This window comes from Pseudomonas sp. MWU12-2020, assembly GCF_023100605.1.
Classification (GTDB): Bacteria; Pseudomonadota; Gammaproteobacteria; order Pseudomonadales; family Pseudomonadaceae; genus Aquipseudomonas; species Aquipseudomonas fluorescens_H.
Genome location: NZ_JALMEX010000001.1, coordinates 546,092 through 572,106, shown reverse-complemented (window position 1 = coordinate 572,106; position 26,015 = coordinate 546,092). Strand labels below are relative to the sequence as shown.

General features: G+C 56.5%; 23 protein-coding genes. 11 read left to right on the top strand and 12 right to left on the bottom strand.

Features of this window, described 5'->3' with window-relative positions; all coding sequences use genetic code 11:
* Nucleotides 1–12 precede the first annotated feature (12 nt).
* From M0814_RS02715 to M0814_RS02700, 4 genes are all read right to left on the bottom strand, one after another.
* The gene (locus M0814_RS02715) at nucleotides 13–888 is read right to left on the bottom strand and encodes an ABC transporter permease subunit (protein ID WP_003226106.1); all 876 of its coding nucleotides are present in this window, start codon (nucleotides 886–888) and stop codon (nucleotides 13–15) included.
* Nucleotides 885–1,799 carry an ABC transporter permease subunit gene (locus M0814_RS02710; RefSeq protein WP_003226104.1) on the bottom strand — a complete coding sequence of 305 codons (915 nt, stop codon included), beginning with the start codon at nucleotides 1,797–1,799 and terminating at the stop codon, nucleotides 885–887. The genes M0814_RS02715 and M0814_RS02710 overlap by 4 nt, the downstream gene beginning before the upstream one ends.
* The gene (potA, locus tag M0814_RS02705) at nucleotides 1,796–2,938 is read right to left on the bottom strand and encodes a polyamine ABC transporter ATP-binding protein (protein WP_112997810.1); all 1,143 of its coding nucleotides are present in this window, start codon (nucleotides 2,936–2,938) and stop codon (nucleotides 1,796–1,798) included. Before potA ends, M0814_RS02710 begins: the two co-directional genes overlap by 4 nt.
* Nucleotides 2,939–3,307: 369 nt before the next feature.
* Nucleotides 3,308–4,069, bottom strand: a complete 762-nt coding sequence (locus M0814_RS02700) for a gamma-glutamyl-gamma-aminobutyrate hydrolase family protein (RefSeq protein ID WP_103486745.1) — start codon at nucleotides 4,067–4,069, stop codon at nucleotides 3,308–3,310.
* A 282-nt stretch (nucleotides 4,070–4,351) separates the two neighbouring features.
* Here M0814_RS02700 and M0814_RS02695 point away from each other — a divergent pair, with 282 nt between their 5' ends.
* The 5 genes from M0814_RS02695 (at nucleotide 4,352) to M0814_RS02675 (ending at nucleotide 10,638) form a co-directional block, all read left to right on the top strand.
* Nucleotides 4,352–5,728, top strand: a complete 1,377-nt coding sequence (locus M0814_RS02695; protein ID WP_003226100.1) for a glutamine synthetase family protein — start codon at nucleotides 4,352–4,354, stop codon at nucleotides 5,726–5,728.
* A gap of 162 nt (nucleotides 5,729–5,890) precedes the next feature.
* Nucleotides 5,891–7,381, top strand: coding sequence for an aldehyde dehydrogenase (locus tag M0814_RS02690; protein ID WP_103486173.1), 1,491 nt, complete (start codon nucleotides 5,891–5,893; stop codon nucleotides 7,379–7,381).
* A gap of 51 nt (nucleotides 7,382–7,432) precedes the next feature.
* Entirely contained in the window at nucleotides 7,433–8,716 is a 1,284-nt protein-coding gene (locus M0814_RS02685) for an FAD-binding oxidoreductase (protein ID WP_003226098.1), read from the top strand.
* 395 nt (nucleotides 8,717–9,111) lie between these two features.
* Complete coding sequence (locus tag M0814_RS02680; protein WP_003226097.1) at nucleotides 9,112–9,660, top strand: cupin domain-containing protein; 549 nt, start codon at nucleotides 9,112–9,114, stop codon at nucleotides 9,658–9,660.
* Nucleotides 9,661–9,729: 69 nt separating this feature from the next.
* Entirely contained in the window at nucleotides 9,730–10,638 is a 909-nt protein-coding gene (locus tag M0814_RS02675; protein ID WP_146774689.1) for a hypothetical protein, read from the top strand.
* Between the two features lie 92 nt (nucleotides 10,639–10,730).
* Here M0814_RS02675 and M0814_RS02670 read toward each other — a convergent pair whose 3' ends face one another.
* From M0814_RS02670 to M0814_RS02655, 4 genes are all read right to left on the bottom strand, one after another.
* Nucleotides 10,731–11,852, bottom strand: coding sequence for a DUF3800 domain-containing protein (locus M0814_RS02670; protein WP_103486175.1), 1,122 nt, complete (start codon nucleotides 11,850–11,852; stop codon nucleotides 10,731–10,733).
* 48 nt (nucleotides 11,853–11,900) lie between these two features.
* On the bottom strand, nucleotides 11,901–12,992 hold the full coding sequence (locus M0814_RS02665) for a DUF3800 domain-containing protein (RefSeq protein WP_247868456.1): 1,092 nt from the start codon (nucleotides 12,990–12,992) through the stop codon (nucleotides 11,901–11,903).
* A 43-nt stretch (nucleotides 12,993–13,035) separates the two neighbouring features.
* A complete protein-coding gene (locus M0814_RS02660; protein ID WP_146774690.1) occupies nucleotides 13,036–14,127 on the bottom strand; it encodes a hypothetical protein in 1,092 nt (363 codons plus the stop codon).
* 574 nt (nucleotides 14,128–14,701) lie between these two features.
* The gene (locus M0814_RS02655; RefSeq protein WP_103486178.1) at nucleotides 14,702–14,995 is read right to left on the bottom strand and encodes a fructose-bisphosphate aldolase; all 294 of its coding nucleotides are present in this window, start codon (nucleotides 14,993–14,995) and stop codon (nucleotides 14,702–14,704) included.
* A gap of 590 nt (nucleotides 14,996–15,585) precedes the next feature.
* On the opposite strand from M0814_RS02655, the gene M0814_RS02650 reads away from it, so the two are divergent.
* The 4 genes from M0814_RS02650 to M0814_RS02635 all read left to right on the top strand — a co-directional run bounded on the left by M0814_RS02650 (nucleotide 15,586) and on the right by M0814_RS02635 (nucleotide 18,179).
* A complete protein-coding gene (locus tag M0814_RS02650) occupies nucleotides 15,586–15,996 on the top strand; it encodes a hypothetical protein (protein ID WP_112997811.1) in 411 nt (136 codons plus the stop codon).
* Between the two features lie 201 nt (nucleotides 15,997–16,197).
* Nucleotides 16,198–16,578: a hypothetical protein gene (locus tag M0814_RS02645; protein ID WP_103486398.1), complete on the top strand. Its 381-nt coding sequence runs from the start codon at nucleotides 16,198–16,200 to the stop codon at nucleotides 16,576–16,578.
* Between the two features lie 15 nt (nucleotides 16,579–16,593).
* Nucleotides 16,594–17,016 carry an HD domain-containing protein gene (locus M0814_RS02640; protein ID WP_003226088.1) on the top strand — a complete coding sequence of 141 codons (423 nt, stop codon included), beginning with the start codon at nucleotides 16,594–16,596 and terminating at the stop codon, nucleotides 17,014–17,016.
* A gap of 143 nt (nucleotides 17,017–17,159) precedes the next feature.
* Nucleotides 17,160–18,179, top strand: a complete 1,020-nt coding sequence (locus M0814_RS02635) for an AbrB family transcriptional regulator (RefSeq protein ID WP_103486399.1) — start codon at nucleotides 17,160–17,162, stop codon at nucleotides 18,177–18,179.
* A 57-nt stretch (nucleotides 18,180–18,236) separates the two neighbouring features.
* Here the strand turns inward: M0814_RS02635 and M0814_RS02630 are convergent, their stop codons facing one another.
* Entirely contained in the window at nucleotides 18,237–19,013 is a 777-nt protein-coding gene (locus M0814_RS02630; RefSeq protein ID WP_103486400.1) for an NAD(P)H-dependent oxidoreductase, read from the bottom strand.
* An 84-nt stretch (nucleotides 19,014–19,097) separates the two neighbouring features.
* Between M0814_RS02630 and M0814_RS02625 the strand changes: the two genes are divergently transcribed.
* The gene (locus M0814_RS02625) at nucleotides 19,098–19,991 is read left to right on the top strand and encodes a LysR family transcriptional regulator (protein WP_218565917.1); all 894 of its coding nucleotides are present in this window, start codon (nucleotides 19,098–19,100) and stop codon (nucleotides 19,989–19,991) included.
* Between the two features lie 252 nt (nucleotides 19,992–20,243).
* Entirely contained in the window at nucleotides 20,244–21,029 is a 786-nt protein-coding gene (locus M0814_RS02620) for a DeoR/GlpR family DNA-binding transcription regulator (RefSeq protein ID WP_103486402.1), read from the top strand.
* Nucleotides 21,030–21,223: 194 nt separating this feature from the next.
* Here the strand turns inward: M0814_RS02620 and M0814_RS02615 are convergent, their stop codons facing one another.
* The 3 genes from M0814_RS02615 to chrA all read right to left on the bottom strand — a co-directional run bounded on the left by M0814_RS02615 (nucleotide 21,224) and on the right by chrA (nucleotide 25,894).
* On the bottom strand, nucleotides 21,224–22,507 hold the full coding sequence (locus M0814_RS02615; RefSeq protein ID WP_003226085.1) for an FAD-binding oxidoreductase: 1,284 nt from the start codon (nucleotides 22,505–22,507) through the stop codon (nucleotides 21,224–21,226).
* Between the two features lie 150 nt (nucleotides 22,508–22,657).
* Nucleotides 22,658–24,022, bottom strand: a complete 1,365-nt coding sequence (locus M0814_RS02610; RefSeq protein WP_103486403.1) for a glutamine synthetase family protein — start codon at nucleotides 24,020–24,022, stop codon at nucleotides 22,658–22,660.
* Nucleotides 24,023–24,550: 528 nt separating this feature from the next.
* A complete protein-coding gene (chrA, locus tag M0814_RS02605; protein ID WP_103486404.1) occupies nucleotides 24,551–25,894 on the bottom strand; it encodes a chromate efflux transporter in 1,344 nt (447 codons plus the stop codon).
* Nucleotides 25,895–26,015 lie beyond the last annotated feature (121 nt).

The window sequence follows — 26,015 nt, the reverse complement described above, 5'->3', positions numbered from 1 at the left end:
CATCGGTGTTGCTTAGGCAGTGGCGGCGCGTTGCGGCTGCTGCCACGACTCATTCGCTGTCTGATCCATCGCTTCCTGAATCGCCTTCTTGCGGTTGGCTTCTGCCTTGCGGCCGAAGTACCAGACCAGGAAGGTCACCAGCGACACCGCCAGCAGAATCAGGCTCGCCACCGCGTTGATCTCAGGTTTCACGCCCAGACGCACCGCCGAGAACACTTCCATCGGCAGCGTGGTCGAGCCCGGACCGGAGACGAAGCTTGCCAGCACCAGATCGTCCAGCGACAGGGCGAACGACATCATCCCGCCCGCTGCCAGCGACGGCGCGATCATCGGAATGGTGATCAGGAAAAACACCTTGAACGGCTTGGCCCCCAGATCCATCGCGGCTTCTTCGATCGACAGATCCAGTTCACGCAGGCGGGCGGAGACTACCACCGCCACATAGGCGGCACAAAACGTGGTGTGAGCGATCCAGATCGTGACGATGCCACGCTCCTGCGGCCAGCCGATCAACTGCGCCATCGCCACGAACAGCAGCAACAGCGACAGACCGGTGATCACCTCAGGCATCACCAGTGGCGCGGTGACCAGACCGCCAAACAGCGTGCGCCCCTTGAAGCGCGTCACCCGCGTCAGCACGAAGGCTGCCAGCGTGCCCAGCGCCACGGCGGCGATCGCGGTGTAGCAGGCGATTTCCAGCGAACGCACCACCGAGCCCATCAGTTGCGTGTTGTCGAGCAGGCCGACGTACCACTTCACCGACCAGCCGCCCCACACCGTCACCAGTTTCGAGGCGTTGAACGAGTAGATCACCAGAATCAGCATCGGCAGATAAATGAACATCAGGCCGAAGATCAACATGAACTTGGAAAAACCGAAGCGTTTCATCCCCGTGCCTCCATCTCTTTGGCCTGGCTGCGGTTGAACAGCAGAATCGGCACAATCAGGATCAACAGCATCACCACCGCCAGCGCAGACGCCACCGGCCAGTCGCGATTATTGAAGAACTCTTGCCACAGCACGCGACCGATCATCAGCGTCTCCGGGCCACCCAGCAGTTCCGGGATCACGAACTCGCCAACCACCGGAATGAACACCAGCATGCAGCCGGCAATAATCCCGTTCTTGGCCAGCGGCACGGTGATTTTCCAGAAGTTGTTGAAGTTGCTCGAACCCAGATCGGACGCCGCTTCCAGCAGGCTGCCGTCGTGCTTCACCAGGTTGGCGTACAGCGGCAGCACCATGAATGGCAGATAGGCGTAGACCACGCCGATATACACCGCGGTGTTGGTGTTGAGGATCTCGATCGGGTGATCGGTGAGCCCGGTCCACATCAGAAACGCGTTGAGCAGACCGTTGTTGCTGAGGATGCCCATCCACGCGTAAACGCGGATCAGGATCGCGGTCCAGGTCGGCATCATGATCAACAGCAGCAGGACGTTTTGCGCTTCCTTGCTCGCCTTGGTGATTGCGTAGGCCATCGGGAAACCGATCACCAGGCACATCATCGTGCTCAGCGCCGCGACTTTCAGCGAACCGAGGTAGGCCGACAGGTACAGCTCGTCTTCGCCGAGCATGGTGTAGTTGCCGATGTTCAGCATCAGCTGGAATTTCTGTTCGGCGTAGGTGTAGATCTCCGAGTACGGCGGGATCGACAGCGCGGCTTCCGAGAAGCTGATCTTCATCACCAGGAAAAACGGCAACATGAAGAACAGGAACAGCCAGATGAACGGGATGCCGATGACGAACTTTCGCCCGCTGGGCACCAGGCGCAGGAATTGCTGATTGAAGGTTCTCATGAGCGCAGTACCACGCCGCTGTCGTCTTCCCACCACACGTAGACCTCGTCGTCCCAGGTCGGACGCGCGCCACGGCGTTCGGCGTTGGCCATGAACGACTGAACGATCTTGCCGCCCGGCAGCTCGACGTAAAACACCGAGTGGCCGCCGAGGTAGGCGATGTCATGCACCTTGCCTTCGGACCAGTTGTAGCGGACTTCGGGTTTGATGGTGCTGACGAGCATTTTTTCCGGACGGATCGCGTAGGTGATCGACTTGTCCTGCACCGACGTGCTGACGCCGTGGCCGACGTAGATCTTCTGCTGCAGGTCCGGGCTGTGGATGATCGCGTGACCTTCAAGGTCTTCCACCACGGTGCCGTCGAAGGCGTTCACGTTACCGATGAATTCGCAGACCATGCGGCTCACCGGCGCTTCATAGATGTCCACCGGGCTGCCGATCTGGGCGATCCAGCCGAGGTGCATGATCGCGATGCGCTCGGCCATGGTCATGGCCTCTTCCTGGTCGTGGGTCACCATCACGCAGGTCACACCGACGCGCTCGATGATTTGCACCAGCTCCAGTTGCATCTGTGAGCGCAGTTTTTTATCCAGCGCCCCCATCGGCTCGTCGAGCAGTAACAGCTTCGGACGCTTGGCCAACGAGCGGGCGAGGGCAACGCGCTGGCGCTGGCCGCCGGACAGCTGATGGGGTTTGCGTTTGGCGTATTGGGTCATGTGCACCAGGCGCAGCATCTCTTCGACGCGGGCGTCGATTTCGCTGGCGGGCAAACGGTCCTGCTTGAGGCCGAAGGCAATGTTCTGCGCCACGGTCATGTGCGGGAACAGCGCGTAGGACTGGAACATCATATTGATCGGCCGCTCGTACGGCGGCATGTCGGTGATGTCCACACCGTCGAGCAGAATCCGCCCTTCGGTCGGCCGCTCGAAACCGGCGAGCATGCGCAGCAGGGTCGATTTGCCCGAACCGGAGCCACCGAGCAGGGCAAAGATTTCGCCCTGGTGGATCTCCAGGGACACATCGTCCACTGCCGTGGTTTCGTCGAACTTCTTGGTGACACGATCGACTTTCACCAGAACCTTTTTCGGTTGCTGGTGGCCTTCAAGTGCCTTCCGGTAAGTGCTGGAGGCGTTTGCCATGTGAAACTCCCAACAGGTTTCGTTCGCTCGGCCAACGTGGCCGGGCTTAAGTGGATTGCAAGCCTGTAAGCGCATTTCCTGTCGGATCACTTTCCCCTGTGGGAGCGGGCTTGCTCGCGAAGGCGTCGTGTCAGTCGACATCGTTGTTGCCTGACACAGCGCTTTCGCGAGCAAGCCCGCTCCCACAGGGTTTTGCGTTGTCCTGACGGGCACTGCTCCTACGATCCGGCTTGGTCGGCGCCGCCGTCCTGGCTGCCTGGGTCGTACTTGTTGTTATTACGGTTTGTTGTTTTCACGGATGACGGATGCGCACACGCGCAACCGCCGACCCCGTGGGGGCAGTAAACAGTTTTGAAATCCTGGGTTGAGTCAGCGCTGGTTGCGTCGCGCCGCCCGTTGCCGGCAAGCCTCGCCGAACGCCTGGAAAATCCGCAGGTAGTTCGGGTTGTCCAGCACCTGCCATTCCGGGTGCCACTGCACGCCGAGGGCGAAGGTCGGGCTGTGCTCGACCGAGATCGCCTCGATCAGGCCATCCGGCGCCACCGCTTCGGCACGCAGGCCGGGCGCGAGGCGGTCGATGCCCTGACTGTGAATCGAGTTGACCTGGAACTCGCGGGGCAACTCCAGCGCTTCGAACACACCGCCAGCGAGCACGCTCACGGCATGCGCCGGTGCGTACTGCACGGCCACGTCCGGGCTGTCGGCTTCGCGGTGATCGAGCATGCCCGGCAGCTCATGCACTTTCTGGTGCAGGCTGCCGCCGAAGGCCACGTTCATTTCCTGGAAGCCACGGCAAATGCCGAGTACCGGAACGCCCGCCGCAATGGCTGCACGCAATAGAGGAAGGGTGGTGGCGTCCCGCGCCGGATCGTGATCCGTGCCGGGTTCGCTGGCCGGGCCTTGATAGTGGAAGGGTTCCACGTTCGAGGGCGAGCCGGTCAGCAACAGACCGTCGAGTTGACCGAGCAGGTCTTCGATTTCAGTCAGTTTGCCAAGGGAAGGAATGACCACCGGCAGCCCCAGCGCCGCAACGCTGACAGCGCGAACGTATTTGTCGCCGCTGATGTGATAGGGGTGCAGGCCAATCTGTTTGACGCACGCAGTAACGCCGATCAATGGCTTGAATGCCATTTTTATTCACCTCGAAGTTTGACACTTGAACGAGCTTTTCCGGAGCTTAGCCTCGTTGATTTTAATTAACAACTGCCATGTAAAAAATTCTAAACGCCGTTCATCAAATCTTCATGATTCCCGGCCTTGTGGCGCCTGCATTGGCACGTGAGTGTTAAAAAAAGCCTGAAAAATAAACGCTGAGCGGCCAGGTGTTCGCTATTGACTTCACTTTGCCTTTCGGATTGACTGGCTCGGCGAAACAGCAGTGAACATAATAATTAACAGCTAAATAGGTGCATCATGTCGGTCCCTCTGCGTACCGTTCAACTCAACGAAGCAAACGCATTCCTTAAGAAATATCCTGAGGTTTTGTACGTCGACCTTCTGATTGCGGATATGAACGGTGTGGTGCGCGGCAAGCGCATCGAACGCACCAGCCTCCACAAGGTTTACGAGAAAGGCATCAACCTGCCGGCCTCTCTTTTTGCTCTGGATATCAATGGCTCCACGGTGGAAAGCACCGGCCTGGGTCTGGACATCGGCGACGCCGACCGCATCTGCTACCCGATCCCGGGCACCCTGAGCATCGAGCCGTGGCAGAAGCGTCCAACCGCACAACTGCTGATGACCATGCACGAGATCGAAGGCGAGCCGTTCTTCGCCGATCCGCGTGAAGTGCTGGCCAACGTCGTGCGCAAGTTCGATGAACTGGGCCTGACCATCTGCGCCGCATTCGAACTGGAGTTCTACCTGATCGACCAGGACAACGTGAACGGCCGTCCGCAGTCGCCACGTTCGCCGGTCTCCGGCAAGCGCCCGGTGTCGACTCAGGTGTATCTGATCGACGATCTCGACGAATACGTCGACTGCCTGCAAGACATCCTCGAAGGCGCGAAAGAGCAGGGCATTCCGGCTGACGCCATCGTCAAGGAAAGTGCCCCGGCGCAATTCGAAGTCAACCTGCATCACGTCTCCGACCCGATCAAGGCCTGCGACTACGCTGTTCTGCTCAAGCGTCTGGTGAAGAACATCGCCTACGACCACGAGATGGACACCACCTTCATGGCCAAGCCGTATCCGGGCCAGGCGGGCAATGGTCTGCACGTGCACATTTCGATCCTGGACAAAGAAGGCAACAACATCTTCGCCAGCGAGGATCCCGAGCAGAACGCCGCGCTGCGACATGCGATCGGCGGTGTGCTGGAGACCCTGCCTGCGCAAATGGCTTTCCTTTGCCCGAACGTCAACTCGTACCGCCGTTTTGGTGCGCAGTTCTACGTGCCGAACTCGCCGAGCTGGGGTATCGACAACCGCACCGTTGCAGTCCGTGTGCCAACCGGTTCGGCCGACGCCGTGCGCATCGAGCATCGTGTTGCCGGCGCCGACGCCAATCCGTACCTGCTGATGGCCTCGGTGCTGGCCGGTATCCACCACGGCCTGACCAATCAGATCGAGCCAGGCGCGCCCGTTGAAGGCAACAGCTACGAGCAGAACGAACAGAGCCTGCCGAACAACCTGCGCGACGCATTGCGCGAGCTGGACGACAGCGAAGTCATGGCCCGCTACATCGACCCGATGTACATCGACGTGTTCGTCGCGTGCAAGGAAAGCGAGCTGGCCGAGTTCGAAAACTCGATCTCTGACCTTGAGTACAACTGGTATCTGCATACCGTCTGACGCTCAAGCGCGATCCCGTTAACACCGCAAAACCCTGTGGGAGCGGGCTTGCCCGCGAAGAGGCCATCACCTTCAACATTGAAGGTGACTGACCCACCGTATTCGCGAGCAAGCTCGCTCCCACAGGGATATCGGTCACCAATTCTCCTGTGAGTCACCCCCATGACCATGACCCGCAACGACTGGGAACAACGCTTCCAGTCCCTGACCATCGAATCCCGCGCGTTCATCAACGGTGAATACCGCCCGGCAATCAGCGGCGCCACCTTCGAATGCCTGAGCCCCGTCGACGGCCGTTTCCTCGCCTCCGTGGCCAGCACCGATGAAGCCGACGCCAACCTCGCCGTCGAAGTCGCGCGCCAATCGTTCAACTCCGGCGTGTGGGCCAACAAAGCTCCGGCCGAGCGCAAGCGCATCTTGATCCGCTTCGCCGATCTGATCCTGCAACACCAGGAAGAACTGGCGCTGCTGGAAACCCTCGACATGGGCAAACCGATCAGCGACTCAATGAGCATCGACATCCCGGCGACCGCCAACGCGATCCGCTGGAGCGCCGAAGCGATCGACAAGATCTACGATGAAGTTGCCGCCACGCCGCACGATCAACTCGGTCTGGTGACCCGCGAGCCATCCGGCGTCGTCGCCGCCATCGTGCCGTGGAACTTCCCGCTGATCATGGCCAGCTGGAAATTCGCCCCGGCCCTGGCCGCCGGCAACTCGTTCATCCTCAAGCCTTCGGAAAAGTCGCCACTTACCGCGATTCGCATCGCGCAGTTGGCACTGAACGCGGGCATCCCGAAAGGCGTGTTCAACGTCCTGCCGGGCTTCGGCCACACCGTCGGCAAGGCGCTGGCGCTGCACATGGACGTCGACGTGCTGGCCTTCACTGGCTCCACGGCGATTGCCAAGCAGCTGATGATTTATGCCGGCCAAAGCAACATGAAACGCGTCTGGCTCGAAGCCGGTGGCAAGAGCCCGAACGTGGTGTTCGCCGACGCCCCGGACTTGCGCGCGGCAGCCCAGGCTGCGGCTGGCGCCATCGCTTTCAACCAGGGCGAAGTGTGCACCGCCGGTTCGCGTCTGCTGGTCGAACGTTCGATCCGCGAGCAATTCATCCCGCTGCTGGTGGAAGCGCTGCAAGCGTGGAAACCGGGGCACGCACTGGATCCTGCGACCACCGTCGGCGCGGTGGTTGATCAGCGTCAACTGGACAACGTGCTGCGCTACATCAGCATCGGTCGCGAGCAGGGTGCCGAGTTGATCGCCGGCGGCCAGCGCACCCTCGAAGAAACCGGTGGCCTCTACGTGCAACCGGCGATCTTCGATGGCGTGACCAATGCGATGACCATCGCCCGCGAAGAAATCTTCGGCCCGGTGCTGTCGCTGATCACCTTCGACACCGTTGAAGAAGCGCTGCAGATCGCCAACGACAGCATCTTCGGTCTCGCCGCCGGCGTCTGGACCAGCAACCTGAGCAAGGCGCACACCTTCGCCCGTGGCCTGCGCGCCGGCAGCGTCTGGGTCAATCAGTACGACGGCGGCGACATGACCGCGCCGTTCGGTGGCTTCAAACAGTCGGGCAACGGTCGTGACAAATCGCTGCACGCGTTCGACAAGTACACCGAGCTGAAAGCGACCTGGATCAAGCTCTAACTCTTTTACAACGGTGGTCGCTCCTACGGGCGACCCTCGGAGAACAATAAAATGAAGCAACAACACGTCAACAGCTACTACGCCGCCACCCGCAACGAAGTCATCGACTTCCCGACCCTTGAAGAGTCGGTCGAGTGCGATGTCTGCATCATCGGCGCCGGCTACACCGGCCTGTCCTCGGCGCTGTTCCTCACCGAGGCCGGCTACAAAGTGACGGTGCTGGAAGCGGCGAAAGTCGGCTATGGCGCCAGCGGTCGCAACGGCGGGCAACTGGTCAACTCTTACAGCCGCGACGTTGATGTGATCGAAGAACGCTACGGCGACAAGACGGCAGAAATCCTCGGCAGCATGATCTTCGAAGGCGCCGACATCATCCGTTCGCGCATCAAGGAATACGACATCAAATGCGACTACCGCCCGGGCGGCATCTTCGCAGCGATGAACAAGAAACAACTCAACGGTCTGGCCGAGCAGAAGCGCAGCTGGGAACGTTACGGCAACAAAAACCTGAAGATGCTCGACGCCGCTGACATCCGTCGCGAAGTCGGCTCCGACGCCTACGTTGGCGGCCTGCTGGACATGCAGGGCGGTCACGTGCATCCGCTGAACCTGGCCCTCGGTGAAGCCGCGGCCATCGTGCGTCTGGGCGGCAAGATTTACGAGCAATCGGCTGCCGTGGAAATCAAATACGGCGAGCCGAACGTCGTGCGTACCGCCAAAGGCCAGGTGCGCGCCAAGTACCTGCTGATCGCCGGCAACGCCTACCTGCCGCAAGGTCTGGACAACCGCGTGACCGCGAAAAGCATGCCCTGCGGCTCGCAGATCGTCGTCACCGAGCCACTGACCGAGAAGCAGGCGCGCAGCCTGATCACCAATAACTACTGCGTCGAAGACTGCAACTACCTGCTGGATTACTACCGCCTCACCGCCGACAACCGTCTGCTGTACGGCGGCGGTGTGGTCTACGGCGCGCGCGAACCGGACGACATCGAACAACTGATCCGCCCGAAGATCCTCAAGACCTTCCCGCAGCTCAAGGATGTGAAAATCGACTACCGCTGGACCGGCAACTTCCTGCTGACCATGTCACGCATGCCGCAATTCGGCCGCATCGAGAAAAACGCCTACTACATGCAAGGCTACAGCGGTCACGGCGTCACTTGCTCGCACCTGGCCGGCAAACTGATTTCGGAAATGATCCGTGGCGACGCCGAACGCTTCGACGCGTTCGCCTCGCTGCCGCACATGCCAATGATCGGCGGCCGCACCTTCTCCGCCCCATTGACCGCCCTCGGCGCCGTCTACTACTCGCTGCGCGACCGCTTCGGCATCTAGTTACCTCCCCGGCGGCGGCCCCCAAGACCCCGCCGGTTTTTTAATGCTGTAGCAACACCGCCGATGGCGGCCTGACGACCGCTACCAAGCCAAATGACACAAAACAGATCCAACTGTGGGAGCGGGCTTGCTCGCGAAGGGGCCAGTTCAGCCAACGCACATGTCGTCTGACACAGCGCTTTCGCGAGCAGGCTCGCTCCCACAGTGACTGTATTACCAAGGCCAGAAGGACTTTTATCCCACCGTCCATCGAACCTGCTGAGCAACACCGGCAAACGTGATTTAATAGCCGCCTTTCACGGTTCCGGGACACGGGAGCAACGTGATCCGCGCGCCTTGCGCGGCACCCGCCACCCACCCCCATTGCCCTTAAGTACTACTCACATAAGGCTGTCATGGATACGGGTTCTCGACTCAAACTAGTACGCGAAAGCTACAAACTCTCCCAGCGCGAGCTGGCCCGGCGTAGCGGCGTGACCAATGCCACCATCTCCCTGATCGAACAGAATCGCGTCAGCCCCTCCGTCAGCTCCCTGAAAAAGCTGCTCGAAGGCATCCCCATGTCCCTGGCCGACTTCTTCACCTTCGACCAGCCCCCGCGCGAACACCAATACGTCTTCCGCGCCAACGAACAACCCGACCTCGGCCGCCACGGCCTGCGCCTGCTGCTGATCGGCGCCTCCGTCCCAAGCCGCCAGATGCGCCTGCTGCGCGAGCAATACGCTCCGGGCGCGAGCTCCGGGGAAGAGCCGATCGTGCATGCGGAAGGTGAGGAGTGTGGGCTGGTGACGCGTGGCACTGTGGAGTTGACCGTGGATGGGCAGGTGAGCGTGTTGAATGCCGGGGATGGGTATTATTTTCCGACGACACTGCCGCATAAGTTCCGGAATATCGGGGCGGATGAGGCGGAGATTATTAGTGCGAATACGCCGGCGAATTTTTGAAGTTGGTAGTTAGAGCAATTTTCGACTGAATCATTATTTTATATTTAGTTCTCATTTTAAGGGATGGAGATGGCGCGAAGTATTCATAAGTTTGATCGATGGACCTCGCGTGAACAATCTACTTGGCCTTTTCAAGTGTTCAAGAAATATACGAATGAATACGACAGGATGTTTTGGTCGCACGTTGTATCAAAAAAATTCGTTTACGCGCAACTTAAGCATAAGGAAGCTTTGTTTGAGGATGATGTATCCAAGCACTTCGATATTTCAACCGCAGACAGGCCCGAATTGTACAGTGATTTAAAAGATTGGTCGAACGCCTTTAATCAATTAAGTAATTGGACAAATTTGAACGGATTGATGGCTGTTTCCGCGAATTTGGAAACCTATATGGCATCAGTTGTAAGATTAGCTTTGGAATCAGATCCAGGAATATTGTTTGATGCTTCAAAGAAAATTGATGGAATAATGCTCTTGAAACATGGCGAGCAGCGAAAGCTTTCTTTTAACAGCGAAATAATGTCCTGCACTAAGGGTGATTGGTCAAGTCGTATTCGTGCATACAAAAATATTTTTGGAGGAGCGCCTAAGATTCTCACTGATAAATGCACGGAGCTGGATGCTATAAGGAAAATTAGAAATAATATTGGTCATGCGTTTGGACGTGATTTGGACAAATCGAGAGATCATGGTGTAAAAACCACAAGTCCAATGGAGGTTGTAACTCCGGAGCGAGCTGTGAAGTATAAAAAATTGATTTGGGATGTGGCCAAGGCCATAGATAAACATCTGCTGATTCATCATGTTGGTGAATTTCAGGTTCTTGGTCTATATCATCAAAAGCTCCCTCTTCTTAAAGATATCTACGATGTCAATGCTCGTGCGAAAAGGTTTAGAAAAGAAATTGGTGAGTTTGGTGCTACGCTTCGAGGTGTGGACGAAAGCAAAGAGTTGATTGCCTATTATAACTCTCTTTAACAAATAAAAACTTTTAGTCTGTTTTTGTTGTGCGTGGCGAACAGATGCTGTCTGTAGTCGGCCACGCGTGAAGTTTTAGGCGGTTTTGTGAATTAAGGTATGTCTCCGTTAGCGAGTTTTCCTGTCATAAGGAAATAGTGTTTTGCTTCGCTTTCAAGTGTAGTGATTTGGAAAAGTAGCGCGTTACTAGAGTGGTCGGATAGATATATCAGGCTTCTTAAGAGCTCAAGATTCTTGATTTGCAATTTATTAAGGTTTTTTCTTTTGTGAATCAAAGTGCTGAAAGGTGTTTTTTCAATAAATGAAAAATATCGCCCTACTAGTCCCATTGTGATGTCAGATAACTGGATGCCGGGTGTTGATTTAGAGTTTCTGAATGAATACGAAATTTCTTTTTGATTATCTATTACTCGGACATCCTGAAGGTCAGCTTGGATTTTTTTCTCTTCGTCGAAAATGTGAGTTGCATTTTTGAAAGTGGCTATTCTGTTGAGAAAGAAATGATGAAAGCTTTCTATCAATGTATGAGGTTTTTCATTGGTGAGAAAAATTAGTCTAGGTATTTCTAGGGCTTTGATTAGAAGGAATTTTAGTTCTTCTGTGAATTGGTTTCTCTTAAGAGGGTAGTGTACCTTTACAAAGTTAATGATTGACCGTAGGAAAGGCTTGACGTTGTTGTCCTCAATGTTTGGATAGTCGTAGGACTTTAGTATTTCAAGGAAGCCGCTCAAGTCTGACGTTATAATTGAAAATAGTTCATTTTTTAGTTCGCGGTGGAATGGTTGGTATTGGATAAAACTATCTTCTGCAACTATTGACTCTATTATGTCTAGTGTCGCCCAGTTGAGGATGTTTAAGTTGGTGTAGTGGATTCCGATTTTGTTTTTGAGAAGCCAACTCAATACTATTTCTAGTTTTTTTGAATTTATAGCGGCCTCAAAGTCACCCTTTGCCACATGTGAGAATTTTATTTCTTCGGCGTTCTGTTGTACCTTGAGTAACTTCCGAAGTGTCGAGATGTCCGGGATGTTTTGTTCTGGTTCGAGTACAATCCCTCCTAATACATAGTTGTCATGTTTTTTTATATTTAAGCCTGATCCGTTTAATAAGAGCTTTCTCGGATTGTTGGATTCATCATAAAAGAGGGTGAATGGTTTGTCGTGCCCATAGTTTTCAGGATGATTGTGGCCTATCTTTTTAGCATCAAGGTTCATGTTTGTTAATCTCAATTTAATACTTTAAATGCGTGTTTGACATATTCATTATTTAGTATTTATACGGTTCTGGATCATGTAATTAGCCATGGCGTCGATAGGGCTATTTCCAGACTCATTTTCAGCGTGGCCTAGCTCCTCAGGGGTGATCTCCATAGATGGCCAGTTTACTCGACCGATTAATTTGTCCAGCTTGTTTAGTTTCATTAGTTTTATATAAAGCTCGTCGTTAGTGTCTCCGGATGTTAGTTTATTTATGTAATAGGCAATCGCGCCGGTTATTATATCTGTGACCTGAACACCGTCTGATTCATGCGAGGATGTGAAACTTAGACTGCTCAACCTAAGGGGCAATTCAAATTTGTTAGGGCCGTATCCAAGGGTGGCTTTTGAGTTATTTAGTTCGCTTATGGCATTGAAAAAAGATTCTTGTTGTTCAACTGGTGCCGAGTCATCGCAGATAGCTTCAAATGTTTCATGGCTCTCCCCCCAAGCTACACACAGGTTGAAAAAAGCGGGTATTGCAGGGTTGAAGGTGTTGTGTTTAATTCTCTTTAGCGTGTTATTTATATTCCGCTCGGTTAACATTATTAGATCGAAGAAAAATCCAAGTTTTTCCTCTTGTTTTTCACATGTTTTACGCATTTCAACGACGTGTCTGTAGAATTTTCGTATATCCTCTCCTTTTTTTGATATCACCATGTCGTAATAGTTAGTGAGAAGTTTTTCGAATGCCTCCTCGCCGCAATATGTTGGAAGTGCAAAAAATAGAAGATTGCTTAGAGAGCGATTTAGGCCTCCTGCGTAAAAATCTACATCATTTTCGTGTAATAGATTTTCTACTAGGTCGTCTAATAGCTTGCAGAGCAACATAAAACGTTTGTGAAATAGGCAAGACTTATAGCGAGTGTCTGAGATGAGCTCTGATGATAGCAGTGCGATAATTTTATCTTGACCGCTAGCTGTCCTTCTTAGTCTTTTAAAATGAACTTCTGCTGACTGGCGAGACCTTAATGGGGCGAGCAGTTCATTGCATTCTGCTTCTGTAAAATCGCATGAGCCTAGAATAAAAACTGGCTGGTTTAGATCACCTAATTGACGTCCAGTATTGCCTGATTCGTCGAAATATATTTTTGTCAAGGTTGATTCCTTTTTTTGAATGGTTGGAAGGGTTTTGCTCATTTTAAGTTGAATGGGCGACGCCCTGGATGCCAAATTTTTTTAAAAGAGTCTGATTATTAAAGAGCACGGCGCTGGAATCAGCGGCTATCCTGCAGAATATTTTGAATTGTTTTGTCCTTTTGCCTTCATCAAAATGATCCACGCTTTGTTGAGCTAAGAATTTTAGTATTTCTATATAGTTGTTTGGATTGAAAACCATTTTTACAATGTCGCCAGATGATATTTTTCTCGATAAAAATCCTGTTCTCTTGAAATCTGATTTAAGCAAATGCTCCCATGATGTATTCCACGCTTCAATAATTTCACGTTTTTGGCCAACCGTATTTGTATTTGAAATACTTGAAGTGAAATTTTTCCTTAAGTCCCTTAGCTCTGAGTACTCTTTACGCATGCTATTTAATGTGTCTAAGATGTGCTCGCTATTCTTTGCGCGATCAAGGAGGCATGCGAGTAGCGGGGGGAAATTTTTTATCGTGTCAATGTAAGGGTCTTCAACTGATCTTGAAGCGGAGATTAGCTGCCCTTGGTAATACTTAGAGAATTCGCTATATTTTTCGTGAATATAGTCTGTGTTTTGGCTGTTGATTTTTGTATATTTTTCGATACTTGCTAGGGAGTTAGGTAGTAGTAGGGTTGATCCATATTTTTCTGATATTTCATTTGTTGCACTTGAAAGCCAGATTCTCATTAAGCTCATTGTTCTGCTATTTGCGATTTCGGAGGTTTGTGATCGCATTTCTTCGTACAAGTCTGGGTCGTGTTGGATCGTCCAGTATGCGTCTTCGTTTGCAATATCAGAGAATGCAGCAAGTGCGAGGTTCACATCGATCGTGATGCCTTTCGTTAAATCATCCGAGTGTAGAACGTCTTTTGCAGGAGTAAATAGAAATGAATTTTCTCCTCCAAGCTCTTTTAATTCATCGTATTTGCTATACCTTTCAGGTAGTCTTATCTTATCAAAAAGTATGAAGCCTTCTACAAATGCCGATAGTCTTGATATCAGCTCCGGCGTGAGCCAATTGTACGATTGACCTCTTGTGAGAGATATTAATGCGTCTGCTGACCAGAATGTTAAAGCCCCGGAATTTTCCATGAGTTACCTTGTTCTATTAAGTGTGGTTTTTGCTTGGTAATACAGTTCGGTATATTTTTGTGGGATCCCAATTTTATTTAAATTTGGTTTTGAGTTGGCAGGCTTCTACTAAATGTGTTAGTGATGTGGTGTGTTGGCTTTATTGATTTCTGGGTTGGGTTTATTAAAAAACGTTTTTGGTTAAGTTGTGTGTCGGGTTTCGCTACCCCCATGAAATGTCGTACAACCACTGAAATATTTCAGAATTTTGGGTTCGCGATTCCTGAAACAGGAAAAGTTGCTGTTGAGGTGGTAAAAGCTTTGAAGAGTCGAGTGCAGCATTCCAAATGAACATGTGAATTCCTTTTTCTCAGTTGGCGGCAGAGAAACAATCCTTTGAGCAAATCTAAAATTCATGGCTTAGCAACCTCCAGGAATAGGTGTCAGAGTGCCATTAAGTTTATGGCACTGAAAGGGGGTAATACCAAAGTCGAAGAGAAGATATGAGTTGCCGCGGGTCGAATCGTGCACTTTTGGTAGTGCGATCGCCTAGGGGCAGAAAACCGCACTGTTGCGGTTTTCTGGGTAGTTAAGGTCATCGCTTGATTGGAGTATCGCCCTGCCGTTGCTCAATCATCCGAAACACATCACTTACGTCTTGCACCATGATCCGAGCGATGGTGGTTATGGTGTTGATGTCGTGTTCGGAATGGTAGGGGAGGCGGGTGCATGCCATGAGGTCGAGGTATTTCAGGACGGCGTGGAGGCGTTCGGCGAGGCAGGAGTGAAGATCGCGGAGTGGGACATCGGCGTCGATTAACAGCACCGGGTGGTCGGTGGCAGGGTGGGACATGTTTACGCAATGGCGGAGCGGTGTTTTGCTGGTCATATTAAGCACTCTTCAGTTGGTTAAAAAGTGCCACCTTCAGGCTGCGAAACAAATGGGTGGCAGCTGTATGCGGGTTCGCAGACCGGAGAAGAGCTAAACCGGCAGACCCGAAGGTCTCCCACACACAGCCGCCGTAAATTGAACGGTGGCGGATTTTGCCACAGTTGCCATTGAACGGCGTGTGTCACTTCTGAGGGCTGCGAAACCCTATCGCTAAATTCGTTCGGCGACAGACTCACTCTAGGCACCGATCCCTACTGCCGTAATCAGCCTGTAGGACGCAAAATCACCACGTTTGGCCTAAGAGCTGGCTTCAGTTCGGCGGCGCAACCGACGTAAATCAAGGCCTGCGGTGTACCTGGGAAAAGTGACCTGCCGGGTTTGGTGCAGCTTCTCAGTCCAGAAGAAACAACCTCCCTCACCACGCGCAGTCATTTCCTACGCAGTTATCAGATCCCAAAATCCAGCCCGCATCCCCACCCCGGAACTTTCCTCAAATCCGATGTCAATTTGATGGCGTGTCGCGACGCTCATTTCGAACGGATCAACCAGTGCCTGACTGTTTCCAGGCAAACCCAAGGAAGTGTGAGATGAAACTGATTCTTGCGATGTTGTTGATGTTCAGCGGTTACGCATTTGCCGGTTGTTCCAGCATCCACGACAGCGACCAGCGCGCTTACTGCGAGGCGAAAAAGGGCAGCACGTGTTCGAGCATTCATGATTCGGATTTGCGCGCAACATGTGAAGCCGAGAAGGGCAGTACCTGTTCGAGCATTCACGACAGCGACCAGCGTGCTTACTGCGAGGCGAAAAAGGGCAGCACGTGTTCGAGCATTCATGATTCGGATTTGCGCGCAATGTGTGAGGCTGAGAAAGGCAGTACCTGCTCCAGCATCCATGACAGCGATCAGCGTGCATTTTGTGAGGCGAAGAAGGGCAGTACGTGTTCGAGCATCCATGATTCTGACCTGCGCAATCAGTGTGAAGCGATGAAGCGCTGATTGATCCGCTTGCCTCCATACGCAAAAAGGGACACCCAACGGTGCCCCTTTTTTCTGGGCGGCTGAAACGCAATTCCCGGACTGCCCAGTCAAACTTTTCACTTGCCACCCCCCGGTTCATCGCCAAAGGTTCCCCCCATCGGCACCACGTCGTAGACTGCGAAACAAGTTGTAACGCCTCACCCACGGACGGAACCGCGCATGATCGAAATCGGCAGCCGCAACAACGCCCCCACGCCGCAGCACCCCACTCAAGACATCTACATCTTCAGCATTGACTTGTCCCGACCGGCGACGCCGTTCTGTTTCGAGCAATCGATTGGCGGCGGGCATGCCAATCAGGGCGGGGCGCGGTGGTTGGCGCTGGATGAGCTGGACGCGTGGCCCGGCGAGTGGCGTGAACATCTGCAGAAAGCCGATTGTGCGTGGGTGGCGCAGGTGATCGATGCGCATCCGGGGGTGGATCAGGCGATATTGGTTTCCGTGATTCTTGAACAACATTCCCAGCCAGTGGGGCGCTTGAAAACAATCGGCAACTGGCTCAAACGCAACATTCATGTCGGCGGCCGTTACGGCGTTTAAACCACGGAGACTCGCATGACTCAAACCCTCGAACGCGCTATCGCCATCGCCGCCACCGCCCACACCGGGCAGGTGGACAAGGGCGGTGCGCCGTACATTCTGCATCCGCTGAAAGTCATGTTGCGCATGAACTCGCTGGAAGAACGCATCGTCGCCGTGTTGCACGATGTGGTCGAGGATTGCGGCGTCAGCCTCGATGACTTGCGCAAGGAAGGTTTCAGCGAAGAGGTGCTGACGGCGATTGAATCAGTGACCAAAGTGCCCGGCGAGTCCTACGAGGATTTCGTCGAGCGTGCTGCGCAGAACCCGATTGGCCGGGTGGTGAAACTGGCGGATCTGGAAGAGAACAGCGACCTGTCGCGGATCGCCTCGCCGAGTTGGGAGGATCTGGAGCGGGTCGAGAAGTATCGGCGGGCGATTGGTCGGTTGCGCGCGTAAGAAGGAATACCCCCCTGTAGGAGCTGCCGAAGGCTGCGATCTTTTGATCTTGCTTCTAAAAATCAAAGTCAAAAGATCGCAGCCTGCGGCAGCTCCTACAGGGGAGTGGAATACCTCAGGGAAATAGCCAGGAAGGCGAAAATATGAAATCGATTCTGTGTTTGTTGATCGCGGCCGCCGTTGGCGCTGCGTTGCAGGTCAGCGGTGTCCCTCATGGCTTGTTGCTGGGGGCGATTCTTGTCACCGCATTGGTCGCCACCAGGTTCGGGTTTGCCCCCGCGACGCCTTATGGCTTGGGCTACATCCAGGTCACGCTGGGTATCGCCACCGGGCTGATATTCGAGGCGTGGGACAGTGCGACGGCTTCGGCGATGTTGCCGAGTCTCGGCGTTCTGCTGATATGCCTGACCGTGCAGATTGCCCTCGCCGGATGGTGGCTGACCCGTGGCGCAGGATGGAATCGCACCGATGCGCTGTTGGCGGTGTACCCCGGCGCATTGGCGGCGGTGTTTGATTTGCTCGAATCGGAAAAGGCTTCGAGCAAAGTCATCATCGTCCACCTGATGCGCTTGCTGTTGATCACCGTGTTAGTGAGTTTTTTGATTCCCGGGCAGGCCTCGGTGGCCGTGATGGAAAGCGCTCCATTGAGCACGGGCATGGCGTTGACGGTGCTGGCGCTGATCGGCTTGAGCATCGTCATCGGGCGCTTGCTGTTGGTGATCGGCGTGCCGGCGCCGTTCATGTTGACGGCAATTCTGCTCACCGCGGTGTTCGTGAAATCGGGATGGCTGCACGGCTTCCACATGCCGGACTGGAGCCTGAATCTGGCGGCGCTGATTCTTGGCGTGCGGATCGGTTCGCGCTTTCAGGGGCTCGGCCTTGCGGAATTGGGGCGGCATGGGCGGACGGCGTTGGTGTCGGTCGGCCTGATGATCGTGGTGGCGGCGGTTTTCGCCGAAGTGGCGGCGCGGTGGCTGGGCAGTGATCCGCTGTCGCTGTGGCTGGCGTACATGCCCGGGGCGATCGAGACGATTGCGATTGTCGCGTTTGCCGGAGGCCTGAATGTGGTGTTTATCCTCACGCACCACTTGGCGCGGATGGTGCTGCTGCACTTTGCGCCGGCGTTGCTGGTGCAGGTGCGGCGGGCGCGGGAGGAAGTCTGAAGCACACCTCCCTGTGGGGAGGGAGCAAGCTCCCTCGCCACAAAGGTTCAGTTATCTTTACCGAGTGTGGGCGGCAAAGCCTTCAAGCCCTGGTGCAATACCTTCCTTCAACGTCAACGCCGGAATCTCGTAATCGCCGCCGTTCTGCTGTCGATACGCAATCGGCCGCGTGCTCCACAATTCATCCAGCCGCGTGCCCAGTTCCTCGCAAGTCGCGGCAAATGTCGCCTCGTCCATGCGACCGACGCGATAGGCCACGAACGGCGGCACCACCTCAAAACCGGGGTAGTAGAGGATTCCGTGGTTGATCGGGAACAGCACGTCATCAATCGGCCCGTTGATCCCGCGCGGACTGTAGTGCGAGTCCCAGCCACCGGTGGTGACCATCAACATCGCCCGCTTGCCTTTCATTTTCCCTTCGCCATAGCGCTCGCCCCAACGCGAATCGGAGTGTTCGCCAACGCCGTAGGCAAAACCGCAGGCGTACACGCGCTCGACCCAGCCCTTGAGAATCGCCGGCATGGAAAACCACCACAGTGGGAATTGCAGGATCAGTGCGTCGGCCCAGAGCAGTTTTGCTTGCTCGGCGGCGATATCGGCGGCCTGGGTGCCCTGGGCGTAGGCCAGTTTCGAATCGCCTGAGGCGTCAAACGGGCGGCTGCGGTCGCGTTCAGGGGCGTCGTCGGCGTCGAGGGTGGTCTTCCAGTTCATCGCGTAGAGGTCGGAGACCTGCACGGTGTGGCCGGCGGCTTGCAGGCGCTGGACGGTGAAGTCCTTGAGCGAGCCATTGAGCGAGGTAGGTTCAGGGTGGGCGTAGACCAGTAGCACATTCATGTTGCAGCTCCTTGGTTGAATGAAGGCAGGATCAATCCTTGATCGGTATATTGGAAATGAATGTCTGATATGTCAGGTATAGCCATGAATAATTTACGACGTCTGGATATCAATTTGCTGTTGACCCTAGACGTGTTATTGGCAGAACACAACGTAACCCGCGCCGCAGAGCGGTTGAGCCTGTCGCAACCGTCAGTGAGCGTGCACTTGGCCAAGTTGCGCGAGATCTTCGGCGACCCGCTGTTGCTGCCCGGGCCACGCGGGATGCGACCGACGGTGCGGGCCGATGAGTTGCGTGAGCCGTTGCGTGAAGCGCTGGAGGCACTGGAGCGAGCGGTGGCGCCGGCCAGTGCCTTCGATCCGGCGCAGGCCCGCCACATCTGGAAAGTTGCGGCGACGGATTACGGCGAATCGACGGTGGTGCTGCCGGCCCTCAGCGGTTTGCGCACTCAGGCGCCGGGCACGCGGCTGGCGGTGCTCGACCTGATGCCGGCGCAGTTGGTCAAGCAGGCGGAGCAGGGCGTGTTTGACCTGGCGCTGCACATCACCGAAGAGGCGCCGCTGGATCTGCATCAGCGGGTGCTGTTCACCGAGCATTACGTGTTGGCCGGTCGCGTCGGGCATCCGGGGTTGACGCGTAAACCGAACCGCGAACAGTTCTGCGCGCTGGAACACGTAATGGTGTCGCGTGAGGGCGGGGGCTTTTTCGGGGTGACCGACAAGGCGCTCGCCGAGGTCGGTCTGGCGCGCAAAGTGGTGCTGTCGGTGCCGCACTTTCTGATGGTGATGTCGGTGCTGGCGAGTACCGATCTGGTGGCGATGCTGCCGTCACGGCTGGTGCGCGGCAACCCGGCGTTGCAGGTGGTCGACGCGCCGCTGCCGGTGCCGGGCTACGAAATGGCGATGTTCTGGGGCGAGCGCGCGCACCGCGATCCGGCACACAAATGGTTGCGAGAGCACCTGGCGGCGTCGGTGTAGTGGGTCAGGCGTGGCCCAGGGCAATCGCAAAAGACACCACGATCATGCACGCAAACGCAAAATTGAGATTCATCAGCTGTTCATCCTGAGCCTTTTTCGAGTGGGGCCATTCTGAACAGACGCACAGCAAAGAAAAAATTCGGCATGTTGATTCCAATGATCGAAACAATTGATACCCGCCGGTTTGTGTTTGCCCCAGGCTTTCGCTAGTCTCGGCAAAACCTGCAACTACAAGCATAAACAGGCATAACCATGCACGATCATTCGGTCACCGAACTGCCCTCCCTGCGACGGCAGAAAATCCTCCTGATCCTCGAACGCGACGGCAAGGTCATGGCCTCCGAGTTGAGCCAGCACTTCGCCGTGTCCGAAGACACCATCCGCCGCGACCTTGCCGAACTGGACAACGCCGGACTGGTGCAGCGCGTGCACGGCGGGGCGCTGCCAAGGCCCAAGGACTCCGGTAAGGATTTCTTCACCCGACTGGATGAGACTGACGAGGTGAAAGTGCGGTTGGCGCAATGGGCGGCGCAGAAAGTCGAGGACGGGCAGATCGTGCTGTTCGATTCTGGCTCGACCACGTTGCAGGTGGCGCGCTCGCTGCGGGCGGATATCCAGATCACCGCGGTGACCGCCGCACCGATGACGGCGATTGCGCTGTCCGAATACAAGGGCGTGAAAGTGATTCTGGCCGGTGGGCAACTGAACCCGCGCACGATGTCGGCCGGTGGGCATGAGGCGGTGCGGTTGTTGGCCGGGATCAAGGCCGATCTGGCGTTTACCGGCGTCTGCGCTATTCATCCGGAGGTGGGTATCACCTCGCTGCATTTTGATGAAGTGCCGGTGAAGCAGGCGCTGCTCGACAGCGCGGCGCGGGTGATTGCGGTGACCACCGCGGATAAATTGGGCGCGGTGGAGCCGTTTGTGGTGGCTTCGTGTACGCGCCTGCATACGCTGATTACCGAGCGGCATGTGGCGTCGGGGAGTATCGAGGATTATCGGCGGTTGGGGATTGTGGTGGAGCAGTTGCCTGATTGAGATTTTGTGCTGAGGCTGATGGCCTCTTCGCGAGCAAGCCCGCTCCCACATTTGGAATGCATTTCAATGTGGGAGCAGTTGCCGGACTGAGGTTTGTAGTGAGGCTGCTGGCCTCTTCGCGAGCAGGCTCGCTCCCACATTTGGAATGCAATCAACCTGTGGGAGCGGGCTTGCTGGCGAAAGGGCCAGTGCGATCAACGCAGTTTTTCAAGCATCTGGTAATACCACATCCCCGCCGCCAGCAACGGATTGCCCAGCAAATCCCCCATCGGCACCCGAATGTGCTGGCACTGCGCAAAGGTGTCGAACTGTTCCATCTGCCCGGTGATCGCGCGGCTCATGATTTCACCCATGATGTGCGTCGTCGCGATGCCGTGTCCGGAATAACCCTGGCAATACCAGACGTTGTCCGAGAGCTTGCCCAGTTGTGGGATGCGGTTGATCACGATGCCCATCGCGCAGCTCCACTGGTAGTCGATCTGCACCCCTTTGAGCGCCGGGAACGTCTGCTCGATGCACGGACGCAGCTCGGCGGCGATGTCCCGTGAATCCTTGCCACTGTAATTGGCGCCACCACCGAACAGCAGACGCCCGTCAGCCGTGAGGCGGTAGTAGTCGAGGACGAAACGGCAGTCGTACACCGCCAGGTCCTCAGGGTTGATCTGCCGCGCCAGATCACCCAGCGGCGCGGTGGTGACGATGCCGCCCATGGCCGGGAAAATCTTGCCCTTGAGCTGACCCGGTTCGAGCTTGTGATAGACGTCACCGGCGAGCATCACCTGATTGGCGTCGATCTGGCCATGGGCGGTGCGCACCCCTGGGGTTTTGCCGTGAATGATCTCCAACACTTCACTGTTCTCGAAGATCAATGCACCAAGACTCTCCGCCGCCCGCGCTTCGCCGATGCACAGGTTGAGCGGGTGCAGGTGCATGTTGCGGGTGTTCTTGATCGCGCCGTGGTAGAGGTCGCTTTGCAGCAGGTCGCGCACCTGGCTGCGGTCGAGCAGGCTGACTTGATCACCCAGGCCGCGACGCACGGCTTCTTCGTAGTCGTTGCGCAAATCAGTCATGTGACTGGGCTTGTAGGCAGCGTGCAAATGACCGTGTTTGAGGTCGCACTGAATGCCATATTTCGCCACGCGCTGCTGGATGATTTCATGCCCGCGCCAGCGCAGGTGCCAGATGAAATCGTCGACTTCATCACCGAGTTTCGGGCGCATCTGTTTACGCATCGCACCGTCGCCGGAGAGGCTGCCGGTGACTTGCCCGCCATTGCGTCCGGTGGCGCCCCAGCCGATTTTATTGCTCTCGACGATGGCGACTTTCAGGCCTTTTTCGGCGAGTTCGACGGCGGTGGCAACGCCGGTGAAACCGCCGCCGATGATCACCACATCCACCTGGTGCCGGCCCTGCAGGGTCGGGTAGTCGGTGTCCTGGTTGAGGGTGGCGGTGTAGTAGGAATTGCAGCGTTGGGTCATGTCAGTGTCCACACAAAATTCGGAGTTCGGAGTGCAATCCCCTGTGGGAGCGGGCTTGCTCGCGAATGCGGTGGGTCAGTCACTGAAATATTGAATGTGACGACGCCTTCGCGAGCAAGCCCGCTCCCACAGGGGGATTGATGCTGTGCTTCAGGCTTCGGTCAGGTACCAGCGCCAATCCTGTTCACCCACCTCGGCCATGAACTGCCGGTACTCGGCGCGTTTCACCGCCAGGTACACCCCGAGAAATTCCTGGCCCAGGGCATCCCGTGCCCACGCGGAATTCTCCAGCGCTTGTAGCGAAGTCAGCCAGTCGGTCGGCAGCAATTCCTTGGCTTGCGCATAGCCGTTGCCCTCGACTGGCGCACCCGGATCAAGACTTTCGCGAATGCCACGATGGATCCCGGCGAGGATCGCTGCCGCCGCCAGATACGGGTTGGCGTCGGCGCCGCAGATGCGGTGTTCGATGTGCCGGGTGTTGGCCGGGCCGCCCGGTACGCGCAGGCTGACGGTGCGGTTGTCGACGCCCCAGGTCGGCGCCAATGGCGCATAGCTGTTGGCCTGGAAGCGCCGGTAGGAGTTGGCGTTGGGGCAGAACAGCAGCAGCGAATCGAGCAGCGAGGCGAGCATGCCGCCAATCGCGGTGCGCAGCAGCGGCGTACCGGCCGGGTCCTCGGAAGCAAACAGATTGCGCCCTTCGGCATCGGCGAGGCTGACGTGCATGTGCATGCCGGTGCCGGCCAGATCATCGAACGGCTTGGCCATGAAAGTCGCCCGCATGCCGTGCTTGTGCGCCACCGCTTTGACCAAGCGTTTGTAGCGCACCGCCTGATCCATCGCGAGCAAGGCGTCGCCATGTTCGAGGGTGATTTCCACTTGGCCCGGGGCGTATTCGGAGATCGCTGTACGCGCCGGAATGCCGTGCAGTTTGCAGGCGCTGTAGAGGTCGGCGAGGAACGGTTCGATCTGCTCCAGTTCACGCAAACCGTAGACCTGGGTGTGTCGCGGTCGGCCACCGTCGGCGTCCAGCGCCGGTTGTGGACGACCGTTGTGATCGCGTTTGGCGTCGAGCAGATAGAACTCCAGCTCGCACGCCATCACCGGGTGAAAACCCTCGGCCTTGAGGCCGTCGATTACCTTGATCAGTAGATGACGCGGGTCGGCGATGCTCGCTGGCAGGCCCTCGGTCGGGTGCATGCTGACCTGCACCGCCGCAGTTGGAATCTGCCGCCATGGCAGGCGCACCAGACTGCCTTCGAGCGGGTAGGCGCGGCAGTCGATGTCGCCGACGTCCCACACCAGACCTGAGTTTTCCACGTCCTCGCCCTGTACGGTCAAACCGAGGATGGTGCTGGGCAGCGGGCGACCGCTTTCGTAGACCGCCAGCAGTTCCTCGCGGTGCAACAGCTTGCCGCGCGGCACGCCGTTGGCGTCGAGGATGAACAGCTCGATCATGTCGATATCGGGGTTCTGTTCAAGGAACAGGCGTGCGTCTTCGATAGCTGCGAATTTCATGGTCAATCACTCACGATGGCGCCGGGCAGGCGCGCAGGATCGGGCCGGACGCAGCTATGGCGTCCCGGCAGGGATATCAAATGGAGATCAGTCAGACTTGACGTAGAACCTGTGGCGAGGGAGCTTGCTCCCGCTGAGGCGCGAAGCGGCTCTCGCTTTTTGATTCAAAGGCAGGGGACTGCTACGCAGTCCAGCGGGAGCAAGCTCCCTCGCCACAATGGGTCTTTACTGACTGACAGAAATCAGCAGGCGATATCCGGCGGGCGTGCGGAGTGACGCAGCTTGGAACGGCGCAGGGCCATGGGGAGATTGACGATACGATTCATACGCCGCCCCTGTGGGAGAGGGCGCGCAAGCGAGAGACGTTCAACGTTTCTGGTTGTTGTGGTGACGTACTCATAACGCGTGTTTCCGTTGGCGGAAAACGTCGGTGGCGGGATGGCCCCGCCGACCGGTGTGCCCGGATAGTAAGGGGCAATCTGCGGGCCTGTAAACCGATGATTGTGCCCCTGCCTCTTTGGCCGCTGCTCAGCGCAGCAGATGAAGGCCCAGCCCGGCGAGGGCGCAAACGATCAACACTGCAATCACACCGCGCTTGAAAATGAACAGCGCCAGTGCGGCCAGCAACGCCAGCCCGATGGAAAACAGATCCGTGTGCCCGGCAAAACCGTTGGGCCAGAACACGTGATAAGCGAAGAAACACGCCAGGTTCAGAATCACCCCGACCACCGCCGCGGTGATAGCGGTCAACGGTGCAGTGAATTTCAATTCATTGTGGGTCGATTCCACCAGCGGCCCGCCGGCGAGGATGAACAGGAACGAGGGCAGGAAGGTGAACCAGGTCACCAGTGTCGCCGCCAGTGCGCCAGCGGCGAACGCATGTTCCGCGCCGAACGCCGGTTGCACGTAACCGCCGATGAAGCCGACAAACGCCACCACCATGATCAGCGGCCCGGGCGTACTTTCGCCAAGGGCGAGGCCGTCGATCATCTGCGTTGGCGTCAGCCAGCCGTAGTGCCCGACTGCGCCCTGATAGACATAGGGCAACACCGCGTAAGCGCCGCCAAAGGTCAGCAGCGCGGCTTTGGTAAAGAACCAGCCCATTTGCGTGAAGGTGCCGTCCCAGCCGAACAGCGCGGTCAGCAGCGCCATCGGCAAACACCACAGCGCCGCGCCGACCAACAGCAGACGCCACAACTTCGGCAGGCTGAATCGGGCATGTTCGGGCGTTGGCGTGTCGTCATCGATCAACGCCGGGCCGAAGGATTGGGCACTGCCGCGCTGGCTGCCATTGTCGAACCGTTGCGGCGCCAGTCGCCCGCCGAAATAGCCGAGCAACGCCGCACTGAGGACGATCAGCGGGAACGGCAGGTTGAAGGCAAAGATCGCCACGAACGACGCCCCGGCGATTGTCCACAGCCAACTGTTTTTCAGCGCCCGCGAACCGATGCGATGCGCCGCGTGCAGCACAATCGCAGTCACCGCCGGTTTGATTCCGTAAAAGATCCCGGCCACCACCGGCACGTCACCGAACGCGATGTACAGCCACGACAGCGCAATCAGGATGAACAGCGACGGCAGCACGAACAGCGCCCCGGCAATCACTCCGCCCCAGGTGCGATGCAACAGCCAGCCAATATAGGTCGCCAGTTGCTGGGCCTCGGGGCCAGGCAGCAACATGCAGTAGTTGAGCGCATGCAGGAACCGTCGCTCGGAGATCCAGCGCCGGCGCTCGACCAGTTCCTGATGCATGATCGCGATCTGCCCGGCCGGGCCGCCGAAACCGATGCAGCCGAGCTTGAGCCAGAAGCGCCAGGCCTGGCGCAGGGTGACGGGAGCGGGGCGGGGCAGGTTGTTGGGCGCTGTGCTCAAACGAAACTCCGGAGTTTAATCCTGGCGGAGTGGCTATCTAATCAGACTTTCAACCCTCACCCCAGCCCTCTCCCAGAGGGAGAGGGGGCCGACCGAGGTGTCTGGCGTTATCCATCGACCT

Excerpts from the sequence above, each read along its gene's own strand:
- M0814_RS02715 (WP_003226106.1), bottom strand. The coding sequence starts at position 888 with ATGAAACGCTTCGGTTTTTCCAAGTTCATGTTGATCTTCGGCCTGATG.
- M0814_RS02710 (WP_003226104.1), bottom strand. The coding sequence starts at position 1,799 with ATGAGAACCTTCAATCAGCAATTCCTGCGCCTGGTGCCCAGCGGGCGA.
- potA (WP_112997810.1), bottom strand. The coding sequence starts at position 2,938 with ATGGCAAACGCCTCCAGCACTTACCGGAAGGCACTTGAAGGCCACCAG.
- M0814_RS02700 (WP_103486745.1), bottom strand. The coding sequence starts at position 4,069 with ATGGCATTCAAGCCATTGATCGGCGTTACTGCGTGCGTCAAACAGATT.
- M0814_RS02695 (WP_003226100.1), top strand. The coding sequence starts at position 4,352 with ATGTCGGTCCCTCTGCGTACCGTTCAACTCAACGAAGCAAACGCATTC.
- M0814_RS02690 (WP_103486173.1), top strand. The coding sequence starts at position 5,891 with ATGACCATGACCCGCAACGACTGGGAACAACGCTTCCAGTCCCTGACC.
- M0814_RS02685 (WP_003226098.1), top strand. The coding sequence starts at position 7,433 with ATGAAGCAACAACACGTCAACAGCTACTACGCCGCCACCCGCAACGAA.
- M0814_RS02680 (WP_003226097.1), top strand. The coding sequence starts at position 9,112 with ATGGATACGGGTTCTCGACTCAAACTAGTACGCGAAAGCTACAAACTC.
- M0814_RS02675 (WP_146774689.1), top strand. The coding sequence starts at position 9,730 with ATGGCGCGAAGTATTCATAAGTTTGATCGATGGACCTCGCGTGAACAA.
- M0814_RS02670 (WP_103486175.1), bottom strand. The coding sequence starts at position 11,852 with ATGAACCTTGATGCTAAAAAGATAGGCCACAATCATCCTGAAAACTAT.
- M0814_RS02660 (WP_146774690.1), bottom strand. The coding sequence starts at position 14,127 with ATGGAAAATTCCGGGGCTTTAACATTCTGGTCAGCAGACGCATTAATA.
- M0814_RS02655 (WP_103486178.1), bottom strand. The coding sequence starts at position 14,995 with ATGACCAGCAAAACACCGCTCCGCCATTGCGTAAACATGTCCCACCCT.
- M0814_RS02650 (WP_112997811.1), top strand. The coding sequence starts at position 15,586 with ATGAAACTGATTCTTGCGATGTTGTTGATGTTCAGCGGTTACGCATTT.
- M0814_RS02645 (WP_103486398.1), top strand. The coding sequence starts at position 16,198 with ATGATCGAAATCGGCAGCCGCAACAACGCCCCCACGCCGCAGCACCCC.
- M0814_RS02640 (WP_003226088.1), top strand. The coding sequence starts at position 16,594 with ATGACTCAAACCCTCGAACGCGCTATCGCCATCGCCGCCACCGCCCAC.
- M0814_RS02635 (WP_103486399.1), top strand. The coding sequence starts at position 17,160 with ATGAAATCGATTCTGTGTTTGTTGATCGCGGCCGCCGTTGGCGCTGCG.
- M0814_RS02630 (WP_103486400.1), bottom strand. The coding sequence starts at position 19,013 with ATGAATGTGCTACTGGTCTACGCCCACCCTGAACCTACCTCGCTCAAT.
- M0814_RS02625 (WP_218565917.1), top strand. The coding sequence starts at position 19,098 with ATGAATAATTTACGACGTCTGGATATCAATTTGCTGTTGACCCTAGAC.
- M0814_RS02620 (WP_103486402.1), top strand. The coding sequence starts at position 20,244 with ATGCACGATCATTCGGTCACCGAACTGCCCTCCCTGCGACGGCAGAAA.
- M0814_RS02615 (WP_003226085.1), bottom strand. The coding sequence starts at position 22,507 with ATGACCCAACGCTGCAATTCCTACTACACCGCCACCCTCAACCAGGAC.
- M0814_RS02610 (WP_103486403.1), bottom strand. The coding sequence starts at position 24,022 with ATGAAATTCGCAGCTATCGAAGACGCACGCCTGTTCCTTGAACAGAAC.